This is a genomic window from Aurantimonas coralicida DSM 14790 (genome assembly GCF_000421645.1).
Lineage (GTDB): Bacteria > Pseudomonadota > Alphaproteobacteria > Rhizobiales > Rhizobiaceae > Aurantimonas > Aurantimonas coralicida.
Window position 1 is genome coordinate 93,727 of record NZ_ATXK01000004.1, and the last position, 13,734, is coordinate 107,460.

Genomic DNA, 13,734 nt, shown 5'->3' on the forward strand with positions numbered 1-13,734 from the left:
ATTTTCGTGACGCCCACCGCAAGCCGGGGACGTTGCTTGCGATAACGACTATCCGTTCACCGGCTGGCGGCTCGCGGTGGTCGATGGTGTTATTCGGCGGCCATTGCGGAATCGTGTTCCTCGGTCAGGCCGAGCCAGTCTTCCTCGCAGGCGGCGAGCGTCTTGGCTGCCGCAGCACGCTGCTTGTTGAGCTCGCTCGCCTTGGCCGGATCGCTCGTGTAGAGCGCCGGATCGCCGAGCTTCTCGTCGAAGGCCTCGATGGTCTTCTGGAGACGCGAGATCTGGATCTCGAGCTGGCTGATCTTCTTCCTGAGCGGCTTCAGGGCCTCACGACGCTCGGCGGCCTGGCGGCGCTGGTCGACCTTGGAAACCGGCGCGGGCGCAGGCGCGACCTCACCGACGCTGCCCACGGCCGGAGCGCCGCTGCCCTTGGTCGCGCCGGACAGGACCAGCTTCTTGTAGTCTTCCAGATCGCCGTCATAGCGCGACACCGTGCCGTCGGCGACGATCCACAGGCGGTCCATCGTCGCCTCGACCATGTGGCGGTCATGGCTGATCAGGATGACGGCGCCGGGATAGTCGTTCAGCGCCCGCACCAGACTCTCGCGCGCCTCGATGTCGAGATGGTTGGTCGGCTCGTCGAGGATGAGAAGGTTGGGCGCGTCCAGCGTGGCAAGACCCATCAGCAGGCGGGCCTTCTCGCCGCCCGACAGCTTCTCGGCGGCGGTGTCCATCTTCTGGGTCGGCAGGCCCATCTGCGCCACCTTGGCGCGCACCTTCGGCTCGGTGGCGTCGGGCATCAGCCGGCGCACATGCTGCACGGCGCTTTCGGCCGGGCGCAGATCGTCGATCTGGTGCTGGGCGAAGAAGGCGATCTTCAGCCCCGGCGCGCGGGTGATGGTGCCGCTCTGCTCGCGCAGCCGCTGGGCCAGGAGCTTGGCGAAGGTGGACTTGCCGTTGCCGTTCTGGCCGAGGAGGGCGATCCGGTCCTCGGTGTCGATCCGCAGGTCGAGACCCGACAGGATCGGCCGGCCGGGCTCGTAGCCGACCGTCACATGCTCCATGCGGATGATCGGGGAGGCCGCCTGCTTCTCCGGCCCCTCGAAGACGAAGGGCGTGACGTGCTCCTCGACGATGCCCTGCAGCGGCTGCATGCGTTCCAGCGCCTTCAGGCGCGACTGGGCCTGCCGGGCCTTGGACGCCTTGGCGCGGAAGCGCTCGACGAAGGCCTCCATGTGCTTCTTGGCGGCTTCCTGCTTGACGATCGACTTCTGCAGGAGTTCCAGCTTCTCGGCGCGCTGACGCTCGAACTGGTCGTAGTCGCCCCGGTAGAAGACCAGCTTCTTCTGGTCGAGATGGACGATCGCATTCACCGCGTTGTTCAGGACGTCGCGGTCATGGCTGATGACGATCACGGTGTAGGGATAGCGCGAGACAAAATTCTCGAGCCAGAGCGTGCCTTCCAGATCGAGATAGTTCGTCGGCTCGTCGAGAAGCAGCAGATCGGGCCGCGAGAACAGCACCGCGGCCAGCGCGACGCGCATCCGCCAGCCGCCCGAGAAGGACGAGGCGGGGCGGGCCTGTGCCGCCATGTCGAAGCCGAGGCCCGACAGGATGGACGAGGCGCGGGCTTCTGCGGAATGGGCCTCGATATCGGCGAGGCGGGTGTGGATGTCGGCGATCCGGCCGGGATCGGTGGCCGTATCGGCCTCGGCCAGGAGATCGACGCGCTCGCGGTCGGCCTTCAGCACGATCTCGATCAGCGGCTCCTCGGTGCCGGGGGCCTCCTGGGCGACCTGACCGAGGCGGGTGTTCTTCGGGAACGACACGCTGCCTGTCTCGGCCGCCAGTTCGCCGGTGATGACCTTGAACAGCGTCGACTTGCCCGCGCCGTTGCGGCCGACGAGGCCGACCTTGCTGCCGGCCGGCAGCGACAGGCTGGCATTGTCGATGAGAAGGCGCCCGGCGACGCGAGCGGAAAGATTGGTGATCTGAAGCATGGCGCAGCTTTTGCCACGCCATGACGCAGTGCGGAAGGGGACGATGGGAGACAGTTGCGCGCCAAGCTGTTCGCGATCGCCGCAGCGATGGCTCTCTCGCTAGGTATGTCCGGTCTCGCGCTGGTAGGTCACGAGGTCGAACCCCGGCGCCGCCCGGCCAAATCCGGTAAGGATCGCATGGGCCTGACCGCGATGGTGGGTCTGATGATTGAAGACGTGGAGGAGCGCGGCGCCGAGCTTCTGGGTGAATTCCCGCGGGTCGGAAAGCGAGCGGTAGGAGATGGGACTGTCGAGGTCGTGATCGGTCAGGCCGTCGATCCAGTCGGCGATCCGGGCGTCCTCGGCCTGTCTTGCCTGCTGCAGCTCGGCGAAATCTTCGAACAGGATGGCATCGAGCCGGTCCGGCGCGTCGCCGGTGCCGGTAAAGCGCCGCATCCAGATCCGGTCGGCGACGAGGAGGTGGTTGAGCGTGCCCAGCATGGAGCCGAAGAATACGCGGCGGTCGGCCCGCAGTTCCGTGGCGGTGAGATCGGCGGCGGCGCGATAGAGCCGTTCGTTGCACCAGCGATTGTAGCCAGCCAGCAGGCGGGCGGTGTCGGTCGAGAGCATCGCGAATCTCCGGCATCAGATAGTGGCGAGGGCCACCATGGCCGTCGAGAATTCCGCGCCTGACCGAAGCTGGCAAGGCGCAGCTTGCGAAATCGCGCCGGGGACGGGGCGGGTGCGCTGCAACGCCTTGCTCCGGCCAAGGCGCGTCGCTATAGGTCGCCCACTTTCCCCGATCCAATCGAAAAGGACTAGGACATGGCGGTCGAACGCACGTTCTCTATGATCAAACCCGACGCGACCCGTCGCAACGTGACTGGCGCGATCACCGCCATGCTGGAAGAGGCCGGCCTGACGGTCGTGGCATCGCGCCGCGTGTGGATGAGCCGCCGCGAGGCCGAGGGCTTCTACGCCGTCCACAAGGAGCGCCCGTTCTTCGGCGAGCTCGTCGAGTCGATGTCGTCGGGCCCGACGGTCGTCCAGGTGCTGCAGGGCGAGAACGCCATCGCGCGCAACCGCGAGATCATGGGCGCCACCAACCCGGCCGACGCCGCCGAGGGCACCATCCGCAAGGCCTTCGCCCTGTCGATCGGCGAGAACTCGGTGCACGGCTCCGACGCGCCGGAGACGGCTGCGCAGGAGATCGCCTACTGGTTCTCCGAGACCGAAATCGTCGGCTGATCGCCGACGCTTCAGGTGACTGAACGAAGAAGGGAGGCCGATGGCCTCCCTTTTTTCGTTTCAGGACAGGGGTGCGCTCGTTGTCCCGGGCATCAGATCCGGTGCCAGCGATCGGTTGCGGCGTCGTCGGTGTCTTTCGCCTCGATCCAGCCGCCGGTGCTGCCGTCGACCAGATGCTCGCGCTTCCAGAAGGGCGCCTGGGTCTTCAGGAAGTCCATCAGATAGGACGCGGCCTCGAAGGCGGCCTGGCGATGGGCGGAGGAGCAGGCGACGAAGACGATCTCCTCGCCGGGCGCAACGCGGCCGTAGCGGTGGATCGCGCGGCAGCCGAACAACGGCCAGCGCGCCAGGGTCTCGCGGGCGATCCGCGCGATCTCGCGTTCGGCCATGCCGGGATAGTGTTCGAGTTCCAGCGCCGCGAGGCGGCCGCCCTCGTCGCGGCAATAGCCCGAGAAGGTGACGAGGCCGCCAACGGCGCCGCCGCCGGTCATGGCCGCGATCTCGGCCGCGATGTCGATGTTCTCCGCCTGGATCCGGACCACCGGCTCGATGTCGGCGGACGAGGCCGGGATGGCGGTTCCCTCAGTCATTTTCAGCCCCCGGTCATCGGCGGGAACAGCGCGATCTCGCGGGCGCCGGCGACGGGTTCGGAATGGTCCGCATGTTCCTGGTCGATGGCGACGCGGATGAATTCCGGCGACTGGAGCGCTGCCGCGTAGGTCTCGCCGCGCCCCTTCAGCCAGGCCAGGAGATCGGCGACCGTGACGATCCCCGCCGGCAGTTCGACCTCCTCGTCGGAGACGCCGATGCGTTCGCGCACCCATGCGAAATAGGCGAGTTTCATGGGGAACCTCCTGCAATGGACATCGGGCTGGCGCGCGCGAGTGGCCGCGACGGGCGCGGCTTGGCCGTCGTCAGTCCGCGATGTGCTTCAGACCGGCACGGAAATAATCATAGCCGGTGTAGAGCGTCACGATTGCCGAGATCCACAAGAGCACGATCCCGGTCTCGGTGGCGAGGGGGTAGATATCGTCGGCCGCAGGCCCGGCAAGCAGGAAGCCGATCGCCACCATCTGGATGGTCGTCTTCCATTTGGCGAGCTGGGTGACCGGCACCGAGACCTTCAGTTCGGCGAGATATTCGCGCAGGCCCGAGACGAGGATCTCGCGGCACAGGATGACGATGGCCGCCCACAGGCTCCAGCCGGCGATGGTGCCGTCGGCCGCCAGCAGCAGCAGCGCCGCGGCGACGAGGAGCTTGTCGGCGATCGGGTCCAGCATGCGGCCGATGGTCGAGGTCTGCTGCCAGGCGCGCGCCAGATAGCCGTCGAGGAAATCGGTGACGCTGGCCGCCAGGAAGATGAACAGCGCCGACCAGCGCGCATAGTCCGGGCTTCGCAGCGTCCCTTCCAGGAAGAAGCAGAGGACGACGAGCGGCACGCAGACGATGCGCGCATAGGTCAGGAGATTGGGTAGGCTGTAGGCGCGAGATGCCATGGAAAGTCCGCTTCGGCTGTGCGTGTCAGTACAAGCCCGCAAGCCGGGCTTTCGTCAACCGCCATTGTCGGCATGACACATGACGGTCAGTTCATCCACGCTCGTGGAAGTGGTCGTAGATCGATTTCGCCATGGCCGCCGAGATGCCCTCGACCTCGCGCAGATCGCTGAGGGCGGCCCGCGACACGGCCTTGGCCGTTCCAAAATGGTGGAGCAGGGCGCGCTTGCGCGACGGGCCGATGCCGCCGATCTCGTCGAGCGGATTCTTCACCAGCTCTTTCTTGCGCCGCGCCCGATGGGTGCCGATCGCGAAGCGGTGGGCCTCGTCACGCAGCCGCTGCAGGAAATAGAGCACCGGATCGCGGGGCGGCAGCGAGAAGGGCTCGCGCTCGCCAGTGACGAAGCGCTCGCGGCCGGCATCGCGGTCGACACCCTTGGCGACGCCGATCGTGGTAACCCGGTCGGCGATGCCGAGCTCGGCGAGAATTTCGCGGACGGCGGAGATCTGGCCCTTGCCGCCGTCGATCAGGACGAGGTCCGGCCAGGCGGGCATGGACGAGTCGGACAGGGCATCCTGCGGATCCTCCTCGTCTTCGGTCTGGGCGGAGAGGTCCACCGGGGTGTCGCCGTGCTCCTTGATCAGCCGCGAGAAGCGCCGGCGCATGACTTCCTTCATCATGCCGAAATCGTCGCCCGGCGTGATGTCGTCGCCGCGGATATTGAACTTGCGGTAGTGATTCTTGGCAAAGCCCTGCGGGCCGGCGACGATCATGCCGCCGACGGCGGCGGTGCCCATGATGTGGGAGTTGTCGTAGACCTCGATCCGACGCGGCGTGCGCGCCAAGCCGAAGGTTTCGGCGACGCCCTTGAGGAGCCGCGCCTGCGACGAGGTCTCGGCCAGCCGGCGCCCCAGCGCCTCGCGGGCATTGGCGGTGGCATGGTCGACGAGGTCGCGCTTCAGGCCGCGGGCCGGCACGCCGATCTGCACCCGGTGCGAGGCCTTCAGGCTCAGCGCTTCGGCCAGAAGCGGGCCGTCGTCGACCATCAGCGGCAGCAGGACGAGGCGCGGCACCGGCTTGTCGTCGTAGAACTGCGCGAGGAACGCGCCGAGCACCTCGCTCGGCTCCAGCGAGGAATCGGCCTTCGGGAAATAGGCGCGGTTGCCCCAGTTCTGGCCGGTGCGGAAGAAGAACACCTGGATGCAGGTCATGCCGCCTTCCTGGTGGATGGCGAAGACGTCGGCTTCCTCGATCCCGGTCGGATTGATTCCCTGGTGGCTCTGGACGTGGGAGAGGGCGGCGAGGCGGTCGCGGTAGATCGCGGCGCGCTCGAAATCGAGATCGTCGGAGGCCTCCTGCATGGCCGCCGACATGCCGTTCTTGATCTGGTTGGACCGTCCGGACAGGAACGCTTTGGCCTCGCGCACGAGGCCGTCATAGTCGGCGATCGAAATCTCGCCGGTGCAGGGCGCCGAGCAGCGCTTGATCTGGTGCAGCAGGCAGGGCCGGGTGCGGCTCTCGTAGACCGAATCCGTGCAGGTGCGCAGCAGGAAGGCGCGCTGCAGCGAATTGATCGTGCGCCCGACCGCGCCGGCCGAGGCGAAGGGGCCGAAATAGCTGCCCTTTCGCGAGCGCGCACCGCGATGCTTCATGATCGCCGGCGCCTCGTGATCCTCGCTCACCAGGATGTAGGGGAAGGATTTGTCGTCGCGCAGCAGCACGTTGTAGCGCGGCCGCAGACGCTTGATGAGGTTCGCCTCGAGCAACAGCGCCTCGGTCTCCGTGCGCGTCGTCACGAATTCCATCTGCCGCGTCTCGCGGATCATCCGCGCGATGCGCTGGGTGTGGCCGCCCAGCCGCGTGTAATTGGCGACGCGCTTCTTCAGGGAGCGGGCCTTGCCGACATAGAGGACGTCGCCGTCCTTGCCGAACATGCGATAGACGCCCGGCTGGTTCGGCAGCCGCTTGGCGAGCGCGGCGATGAGCTCGGCCCCAGTGAGGTCGCCCGCAAGCTGCTGGCCGGCATCGTCCCAGTCGATCGAGGCCAGCAGCGCCGCACTGGCCGCGGCGGCATCACCGTCCGGGGCTTCGCTGCCCTCGTCCAACGGATCGGACTCGGCGCCGTCGATCAAATCGTCGTCTGTCTCTTCAGGCTCGTCGATCATTTTATCCTGGCCGGAGCGGGGCTTGGCGCCGCTTCCGGATATCTAGAATCAGGGTCCGCCATGCGTCGGCCGTGGGGATGCCGGTGCGGTTGCGCCCCTTCTATATGATTCCGCACCGGCGAGAATGCAGGGGGTGGCGATCACTTCCGCGCATCTGGCGACAGCGCATCACGGCAGGTGTCGCGATTCGGCAACTATCACTGGAAAACGCGCCGAAACGATGCAGCCATTCGCGATGTCGGCTGTTTCCTTTTGGAACGATCCCCACATCGGATCGAGAGTCATGTGGTTGCCGCGCCCCGAACGGGCGCGGGCGCCACGAGCGCCGGCCGGGACCTTTGCCGGCGGGATCGGGAAGGAGAAGGCGCATGCTGAACCTGCTTCGCAGTCTCGCGGTCGGAACCGCGGCGGCCGTTGCCCTGGTGCCCGCCGCACGCGCAGCCGACGTGATCTATGAAGAGCCGCAGCCGCCGGTGGTGGCGCCGCTCGCTCCCTCCACGCCGGTCTATGTCTGGTCGGGACCGTATGCGGGCGCCTTCGTCGGCTACAACACGTCGAATTTCGACCAGTCGGCCGGTGCGAGCTTCGACGGCGACGGCTTCGTCGGCGGCGTCTACACCGGCTACAACTGGCAGACCGATCAGTTCGTCTACGGTCTGGAAGCCGATCTCGGCGGGTCCGATGTCGATGCGAGCGGAACCAATGCGGCCACCGGTGCGCAGATCGATGCCGACAGCAACATCTTCGGCTCGTTCCGGGCACGGGCGGGCGTCGCGGTCGATCCGTTTCTGGTGTTCGCGACGGGCGGCGTGGCCGCGGCGCGCAACGAGTTGTCGCTCAACGGCTTTTCCGACAGCCAGACGAGCATCGGCTACACGCTCGGCGCCGGTGTCGAAGCGCGCGTCAGCGACGATGTGACGACGCGGCTCGAATATCGCTATTCGGATTTCGGCAGCGAGACCTACGATCTCGGCAATACCAGTATCTCGTCGGGCTTCGACGAGCATTCGATCCGGGCCGGCATCGCGCTGAAATTCTAGCGGCCGGCCCGGTCGGAATCAGCTCGCCGGCATGGACGGCTTGAGATCGGCATAGGCCGGGAACTGCTGCTCAAAGCGCTGCAGCCAGGCTGCCAGCTGTGGCCGTTCGCCCTCGATCTTGCCCGGGAAGCGCATGGTGGCCCAGCCGAGCAGCGCCGCGACGGCGAAGTGGCCGATGGTCAGGTCTTCGGGAAGCGCCAGAATTTGCTCTTCCAGCGATGCCAGGCCGCGATCGGCCTTGCGCAGCTGCTTGTCCACCCAAGGCTGGTGACGCTTGTCCTCGGGCCGGTAGCGGACCTCGTAGACGGACAGGATCAGCGCATCGACGATGCCGTCGGCCGTCGCCTCGACGGTGGCGGCGATGCGCCACGGCTCGATCGCCTGCGGCACCATCTGATTGCCGCTCATGCGGTCGAACAGGGCGCAGATCACGCGGCTGTCATAGACCGTCGCGCCATCGTCCATGACCAGCACGGGGATCTTGCCGAGCGGATTGGCCTTGAGCAGCTCATCGGGCTCGGCAGTGGTGTCGACCGGCACGGTCTCGACGGGGATGCCGCAATGGCTGGCGGCCATGCGGACCTTGGCGGCAAAGGGGGACGGGGCGGAATAATAGAGACGCATGCTGTTCGACGATCCTATTTGGAGACGTAGCCATACCCGGTGCGTCCCTCCTCCGGGAAGCGGCGCAGCGATTCGCAATTGGCACCATAGACGTGCCATTCGTCGAGACCCAGAACGCAGCCCTCGGCCCGCCAGGACGCCACCGGCGAGAAGCCGCCGAGATATTCGCCGGCTGCCGCAAAGCCCATCGGATGCTCGATGACGTAGTAGACGGTGCGGCTGACATGGTCGGACAGAAGGGCGGTCGCCTGGCAGTAGCGGCGCTCGATCGGCTCAGCCGGCAGCGGCTCGCCGGCGCGCTGCGGGAAATAGGCCTTCTCGAACATGCCGCTGAATTCGAGGATCTCCAGCTTCACGCCGACCATGGTCGGCGCGCCGTATTCGAACTGGTCCTCGACCTGGCCGAGGACGTCGGCATCGTCGCAGGCCGGGACCAGCGCGGCGCGCAACGGAGCGGGCTCGCCGTAGCGAAGATCGGCCGCCTGGGCGGGCAGGGCCGCCACACCGGCGACGAACAGGGCAAGGGCGGCAGCGATGGCACGATACATGGGACAGCCTTCCACGTCGGATCCGTTTGGGTTTCGGTAGCACGAAATCACTGCGGGCGACCTCACGGGCGCGGCGACGACGACGTAAAAACCGAAAATGTTGCCGCGGCGCCGCTTCCCAGCAGCGGCGCGAGGGTCGTCAGCACCGCTTCGGCCTCGGCGGCGAAGACGAAAGGCGGATTGATGACGGTCAGGCCGGTGCCGACGAAGCGTTCGTCGGTCGAATAGGGCTCGCGGAAGAATTCCGCGGTCACACGCTCGCTGACGGGCAGGGCATCGAGGCGTTCGTGCAGGGCCGCGACCAGGGCCGGGCGCTTCAGCGGATACCAGACGGCATAGATGCCGCCGGCCCAACGCTGCAGGGCCTTGGCGAGTCCTTCAGCAATGGCGTCGACCTCGTCGGTGCGTTCGAAGGGCGGGTCGATCAGGATGAGGCCGCGCTTCTCTTTCGGCGGCACGTGGGAGCCGAGGGCCAGCCAGCCGTCAAGGGCGATTGCCTTGGTCTGGATGTCGCCGGCAAAGAGCGTCTTCAGCGCCGCGGCATCGGCAGGGTGCAACTCGTAGGCTGAAAGACGGTCCTGCGGCCGCAGCAGGCGCCGCGCGATGAGCGGCGAGCCCGGATAGCGGTCTTCGGAGAGATCGGAGGCCAGCGCCTCCCGGTATTCGGCCAGGAGCGGATCGTCCATGACGTCGGCCGCGGCCTGGACCAGCCGGCCGACACCATCCGCATGCTCGCCTGTCCGCTGCGCTTCGTCGGATGTGAGCGAATAGCTGCCGCGGCCGGCATGGGTGTCGAAGACGCGGAACGGCTTTTCCTTGCGCTTCAGATAGGCGATCAGCCGGGTCAGCAGGGCGTGCTTGACCACGTCGGCGAAATTGCCCGCGTGATAGGCGTGGCGATAGTTCATCGGGCGTCGTGTTCCTTCGGTGCAGGTGCCCGCGCGCGAACACTCTCCAGCGGCGTGGGGCGATGCCGGATCGCGGCTGGCGAACGCTGTGTTCATCCGCCTTACCGCGCTGCGGCAAGTCCCCATCTCTCGCGGCAACGCCGGCACATGCCGGCCGTCTTTGCATCCGGAAGAGGACACCGCAATGGCTGACGAGAAACTGTTCGAGCCGCTCGATCTCGGCCCCACCCATCTGGCCAATCGCGTCGTCATGGCGCCGCTGACCCGAAGCCGCGCCACCGACGACGGCGATCTGCGCGACATCCATGTCGAATATTACCGCCAGCGGGCCGGCGCCGGCCTGATCATCACCGAGGCGACGAACATCTCGGCGGAAGCGCGCGGCTATGCCTATACGCCGGGCATCTTCACCGACCGCCAGGTGGCGGACTGGAAGAAGGTGACCGATGCCGTCCACGCGAAGGGCGGCAAGATGTTCCTGCAGCTCTGGCATGTCGGCCGCATCTCGCACCCCGATTTGCAGCCGGGCGGAGCGCTGCCGGTGGCTCCTTCTGCGGTGAAGCCTGACATGAAGGCCTTCACGGTCGACGGCTTCAAGGACATTCCGGCGCCGCGGGCGCTCGACAAGGACGAGCTGCCGCGTGTCGTCGCCGACTACGTGAAGGCCGCCGAGAACGCCAAGGCCGCCGGCTTCGACGGCGTCGAGGTGCATTCGGCGAATGGCTATCTTCTCGACCAGTTCCTGCGGGACGGCGCCAACCAGCGCACGGACGAATATGGCGGCTCCATCGAGAACCGCATCCGCTTCCCGCTCGAGGTCGTCGATGCCGTGGTCGGCGTCTGGGGCGCGGAGCGCGTCGGCATCCGCATCTCGCCGGTCAGCCCGGCCAACGACCTGACCGACAGCGATCCCGAGCCGCTGTTCACCCGCTACGTCGAGGAGCTGTCGAAGCGCAAGCTGGTCTATCTCCACGTCGTCGAGGGCGAGACCGGCGGGGCCCGCGATCCGCAGGAGTTCAAGGCCTGGTCGCTGAAGGACAAGTTCGACGGTCTCTACATGGGCAACAACGCCTATGACCGGACGATGGCGATCGAGCGCGTGGCAAACGGCGAGACCGATCTCGCCTGCTTCGGCCGGCCGTTCATCTCCAACCCGGATCTCGTCGAGCGGCTCAAGCTCGACGCGCCGCTGGCCGAATGGGACCAGGCGACGATGTATGGCGGCGACGAGAAGGGGTTCATCGATTACCCGGCATTGAGCGAGGACGAGCGCTCGCGACTGGCAAAGGCGGCCTGATCGCGTCGAACTCAGCACAGCGAACGTAGACGAGAGAAGGGTCGGGCCGGCGGGGTCCGGCCCTTCCTTGCGTCGGGGTACAGCCGATCGCCGGGGACGATGGTCTTGATCGTGAAAATGAATTGGGGCCGGGACCGCTCTTGCGGTATCGTCGCGCCATGAACAAACCGCTTCCCGTCGCCATCGGACATTCCGCCTGTCCGCATGATTGCCCCTCCACCTGCGCGCTCGACGTCGAGATCCTCGAAAACCGGACGATCGGCCGGGTGCGCGGGGCGGCGGCGAACGACTACACGGCCGGCGTCATCTGCGCCAAGGTCGCGCGCTATGCCGAGCGCATCCATCATCCCGACCGGCTGATGACACCGCGGCAGCGGGTCGGCGCGAAGGGCGAGGGTGGCTGGCGCGAGATCTCCTGGGACGACGCGCTCGACCTCGTCGCCGAACAGTTCGTGAAGGCCGAGGCAAGGCACGGATCGGAGGCGGTCTGGCCCTATCAGTATGCCGGCACGATGGGGCTGGTACAGCGCGACGGCATTCACCGGCTGCGCCATGCCAAGCGCTATTCCGGCCAGTTCGATTCGATCTGCACCAACATGGCCTGGACCGGCTGGTTCGTCGGCGCCGGCGCCATGCGCGGCGCCGATCCGCGCGAATTGTCGAAGTCGGACTGCATCGTCATCTGGGGCACCAATGCGGTCGCCACCCAGGTCAATGTGATGACCCACGCCGCAAAGGCTCGCAAGGAGCGCGGCGCCAAGATCGTCGTCATCGACATCTACGACAACGCCACGATGAAGCAGGCCGACATGGCCCTGAAGCTGCGTCCGGGCACCGACGCGGCGCTCGCCTGCGCGCTGATGCACATCGCCTTTCGGGACGGCACGGCCGACCGGGACTATCTCGCCCGCTACACCGACGATCCCGCCGGGCTGGAGGCGCATCTGGCCACACGGACGCCCGAATGGGCGGCCGCGATCACCGGCCTCGACGTCGCCGACATCGAAGCCTTCGCTGCGCTGGTCGGCCGGACTCCGCGCAGCTATTTTCGCCTCGGCTACGGCTTCACCCGTCAGCGCAACGGCGCGGTGGCGATGCACGCCGCCATGTCGGTGCCGGCCGTCTACGGCCACTGGCGCCATGAGGGCGGCGGGGCGTTCCACTCCAATTCCGACATCTTCGGCCTAGACAAGTCCGAGATCATGGGCGTTGCCGACCGCGATCCGTCGATCCGTTATCTCGACCAGTCGCGCATCGGCGCCGTCCTGACCGGCGACGCCGAGGCGCTCGCCGGCGGTCCGCCGGTCGCGGCCATGCTGATCCAGAACACCAATCCGGCCAATGTCTGCCCCGAGCAGCGGCTGGTGCGGCAGGGTCTGCTGCGGGACGATCTCTTCACCTGCGTCCACGAGCAGTTCATGACCGACACGGCGCAGATCGCCGACCTGGTGCTGCCGGCGACGATGTTCCTGGAGCATGACGACATCTATCGCGGCGGCGGGCAGAACCACATCGTTCTCGGGCCCAAGCTGGTCGATGCGCCGGAGACGGTGCGCACCAATCATTTCATCATCGAGGAACTGGCCAAGCGCCTCGGAGTCGCCGATCATCCGGGCTTCGGCCTCGACGAGCGGACGCTGATCGACAACATGCTGAAGGCCGCGGGCGACAGTGAAGGCTTCGACGGCCTGCAGCGCGAGCGCTGGATCGACAGGCAGCCACCCTTCGAGGAGGCGCATTTCCTGAACGGCTTCGCCTGGCCGGACGGCAGGTTCCGCTTCAGGCCGGACTGGACCGGGGGGCAGGCGCCGAACCGGCCGCCGGACAGCATGGGCCCGCAGGGGCCGGTTGCCGGTCTGCCGGAGTTTCCCGACCACGTCACGCTGATCGAAACCGTGGACGATGCGCACCCCTACCGGCTGGCGACGTCGCCGGCGCGGCAGTTCCTCAACTCGACCTTCGCGGAAACCCGCGGATCGCGCTCGCGCGAGGGGGCGCCGGAGCTGCTCGTCCATCCCGAGGATGCGCTGCGCGAGAGCCTCGGCGACGGCGAGATCGTCACCATCGGCAACAGCCGCGGCAGCGTCCGGCTGCCGGTCAAGGTCAGCGATACGGTCAAACCCAGGGTGCTGATCCACGAGGGCCTGTGGGCGAATACGGATTTTCTCGACGGCGAGGGCATCAACGTCCTGACCGGAGCCGATCCCGTCGCCCCCTTCGGCGGCGCGGCGTTCCACGACAACCGGGTCTGGCTGCGGACCGCACGGGCATAGCCGGCCGGGTTGGCGCGTGGCGTCGAGGCCAGAGTCTCACGCGGTCTTCAGTGGCTTGTGCGGTGAAGCTGAGGTTCTGAATCAGAGTCCGTTCGCGCCCGTAAGACGCTGAAAGTGCCGACATTTCGCGCACTTTGCACGTTACTCAGTTTCGTCT

13 protein-coding genes are annotated in these 13,734 nt (G+C 67.0%); 4 read left to right on the forward strand and 9 right to left on the reverse strand.

The genetic code is table 11. From position 1 onward, the window contains the following. Window positions 1–89 precede the first annotated feature (89 nt). Both H536_RS0110950 and H536_RS0110955 read right to left on the reverse strand, forming a co-directional pair. Window positions 90–2,000: an ABC-F family ATP-binding cassette domain-containing protein gene (locus tag H536_RS0110950; protein WP_024350514.1), complete on the reverse strand. Its 1,911-nt coding sequence runs from the start codon at window positions 1,998–2,000 to the stop codon at window positions 90–92. Between the two features lie 99 nt (window positions 2,001–2,099). After that, a complete protein-coding gene (locus H536_RS0110955) occupies window positions 2,100–2,609 on the reverse strand; it encodes a DinB family protein (RefSeq protein ID WP_024350515.1) in 510 nt (169 codons plus the stop codon). Between the two features lie 195 nt (window positions 2,610–2,804). On the opposite strand from H536_RS0110955, the gene ndk reads away from it, so the two are divergent. Next, on the forward strand, window positions 2,805–3,227 hold the full coding sequence (gene ndk / locus H536_RS0110960) for a nucleoside-diphosphate kinase (protein WP_009209396.1): 423 nt from the start codon (window positions 2,805–2,807) through the stop codon (window positions 3,225–3,227). A 92-nt stretch (window positions 3,228–3,319) separates the two neighbouring features. On the opposite strand, the gene H536_RS0110965 is transcribed toward ndk, so the two are convergent. The 4 genes from H536_RS0110965 to uvrC all read right to left on the reverse strand — a co-directional run bounded on the left by H536_RS0110965 (window position 3,320) and on the right by uvrC (window position 6,887). Next, complete coding sequence (locus H536_RS0110965) at window positions 3,320–3,817, reverse strand: molybdenum cofactor biosynthesis protein MoaE (RefSeq protein WP_051141577.1); 498 nt, start codon at window positions 3,815–3,817, stop codon at window positions 3,320–3,322. Between the two features lie 2 nt (window positions 3,818–3,819). Beyond that, complete coding sequence (gene moaD / locus H536_RS0110970; RefSeq protein WP_024350517.1) at window positions 3,820–4,071, reverse strand: molybdopterin converting factor subunit 1; 252 nt, start codon at window positions 4,069–4,071, stop codon at window positions 3,820–3,822. A gap of 70 nt (window positions 4,072–4,141) precedes the next feature. Next, a complete protein-coding gene (gene pgsA, locus H536_RS0110975; RefSeq protein ID WP_024350518.1) occupies window positions 4,142–4,723 on the reverse strand; it encodes a CDP-diacylglycerol--glycerol-3-phosphate 3-phosphatidyltransferase in 582 nt (193 codons plus the stop codon). Window positions 4,724–4,814: 91 nt separating this feature from the next. Further along, window positions 4,815–6,887 (reverse strand): excinuclease ABC subunit UvrC, encoded by a 2,073-nt coding sequence (uvrC, locus tag H536_RS0110980; protein WP_024350519.1) that lies wholly within the window; start codon window positions 6,885–6,887, stop codon window positions 4,815–4,817. Window positions 6,888–7,255: 368 nt separating this feature from the next. Between uvrC and H536_RS0110985 the strand changes: the two genes are divergently transcribed. Then, window positions 7,256–7,927, forward strand: a complete 672-nt coding sequence (locus H536_RS0110985; RefSeq protein ID WP_024350520.1) for an outer membrane protein — start codon at window positions 7,256–7,258, stop codon at window positions 7,925–7,927. Window positions 7,928–7,945: 18 nt separating this feature from the next. Here the strand turns inward: H536_RS0110985 and H536_RS0110990 are convergent, their stop codons facing one another. The 3 genes from H536_RS0110990 to H536_RS0111000 all read right to left on the reverse strand — a co-directional run bounded on the left by H536_RS0110990 (window position 7,946) and on the right by H536_RS0111000 (window position 10,007). Continuing rightward, window positions 7,946–8,551 carry a glutathione S-transferase gene (locus H536_RS0110990; RefSeq protein ID WP_024350521.1) on the reverse strand — a complete coding sequence of 202 codons (606 nt, stop codon included), beginning with the start codon at window positions 8,549–8,551 and terminating at the stop codon, window positions 7,946–7,948. A 14-nt stretch (window positions 8,552–8,565) separates the two neighbouring features. Continuing rightward, complete coding sequence (locus tag H536_RS0110995) at window positions 8,566–9,099, reverse strand: hypothetical protein (RefSeq protein ID WP_024350522.1); 534 nt, start codon at window positions 9,097–9,099, stop codon at window positions 8,566–8,568. A 62-nt stretch (window positions 9,100–9,161) separates the two neighbouring features. Then, window positions 9,162–10,007: a 23S rRNA (adenine(2030)-N(6))-methyltransferase RlmJ gene (locus H536_RS0111000; RefSeq protein ID WP_024350523.1), complete on the reverse strand. Its 846-nt coding sequence runs from the start codon at window positions 10,005–10,007 to the stop codon at window positions 9,162–9,164. Between the two features lie 184 nt (window positions 10,008–10,191). Here H536_RS0111000 and H536_RS0111005 point away from each other — a divergent pair, with 184 nt between their 5' ends. Together H536_RS0111005 and H536_RS0111010 are read left to right on the forward strand one after the other, a co-directional pair. After that, complete coding sequence (locus tag H536_RS0111005) at window positions 10,192–11,304, forward strand: alkene reductase (RefSeq protein ID WP_024350524.1); 1,113 nt, start codon at window positions 10,192–10,194, stop codon at window positions 11,302–11,304. A gap of 140 nt (window positions 11,305–11,444) precedes the next feature. After that, entirely contained in the window at window positions 11,445–13,577 is a 2,133-nt protein-coding gene (locus H536_RS0111010) for a molybdopterin-dependent oxidoreductase (protein WP_081651898.1), read from the forward strand. Window positions 13,578–13,734: the final 157 nt, after the last annotated feature.

Excerpts from the sequence above, each read along its gene's own strand:
- moaD (WP_024350517.1), bottom strand. The coding sequence starts at position 4,071 with ATGAAACTCGCCTATTTCGCATGGGTGCGCGAACGCATCGGCGTCTCC.
- H536_RS0110995 (WP_024350522.1), bottom strand. The coding sequence starts at position 9,099 with ATGTATCGTGCCATCGCTGCCGCCCTTGCCCTGTTCGTCGCCGGTGTG.
- ndk (WP_009209396.1), top strand. The coding sequence starts at position 2,805 with ATGGCGGTCGAACGCACGTTCTCTATGATCAAACCCGACGCGACCCGT.
- pgsA (WP_024350518.1), bottom strand. The coding sequence starts at position 4,723 with ATGGCATCTCGCGCCTACAGCCTACCCAATCTCCTGACCTATGCGCGC.
- H536_RS0110990 (WP_024350521.1), bottom strand. The coding sequence starts at position 8,551 with ATGCGTCTCTATTATTCCGCCCCGTCCCCCTTTGCCGCCAAGGTCCGC.
- H536_RS0110950 (WP_024350514.1), bottom strand. The coding sequence starts at position 2,000 with ATGCTTCAGATCACCAATCTTTCCGCTCGCGTCGCCGGGCGCCTTCTC.
- H536_RS0110955 (WP_024350515.1), bottom strand. The coding sequence starts at position 2,609 with ATGCTCTCGACCGACACCGCCCGCCTGCTGGCTGGCTACAATCGCTGG.
- H536_RS0111005 (WP_024350524.1), top strand. The coding sequence starts at position 10,192 with ATGGCTGACGAGAAACTGTTCGAGCCGCTCGATCTCGGCCCCACCCAT.
- H536_RS0111000 (WP_024350523.1), bottom strand. The coding sequence starts at position 10,007 with ATGAACTATCGCCACGCCTATCACGCGGGCAATTTCGCCGACGTGGTC.
- uvrC (WP_024350519.1), bottom strand. The coding sequence starts at position 6,887 with ATGATCGACGAGCCTGAAGAGACAGACGACGATTTGATCGACGGCGCC.
- H536_RS0110965 (WP_051141577.1), bottom strand. The coding sequence starts at position 3,817 with ATGACTGAGGGAACCGCCATCCCGGCCTCGTCCGCCGACATCGAGCCG.
- H536_RS0110985 (WP_024350520.1), top strand. The coding sequence starts at position 7,256 with ATGCTGAACCTGCTTCGCAGTCTCGCGGTCGGAACCGCGGCGGCCGTT.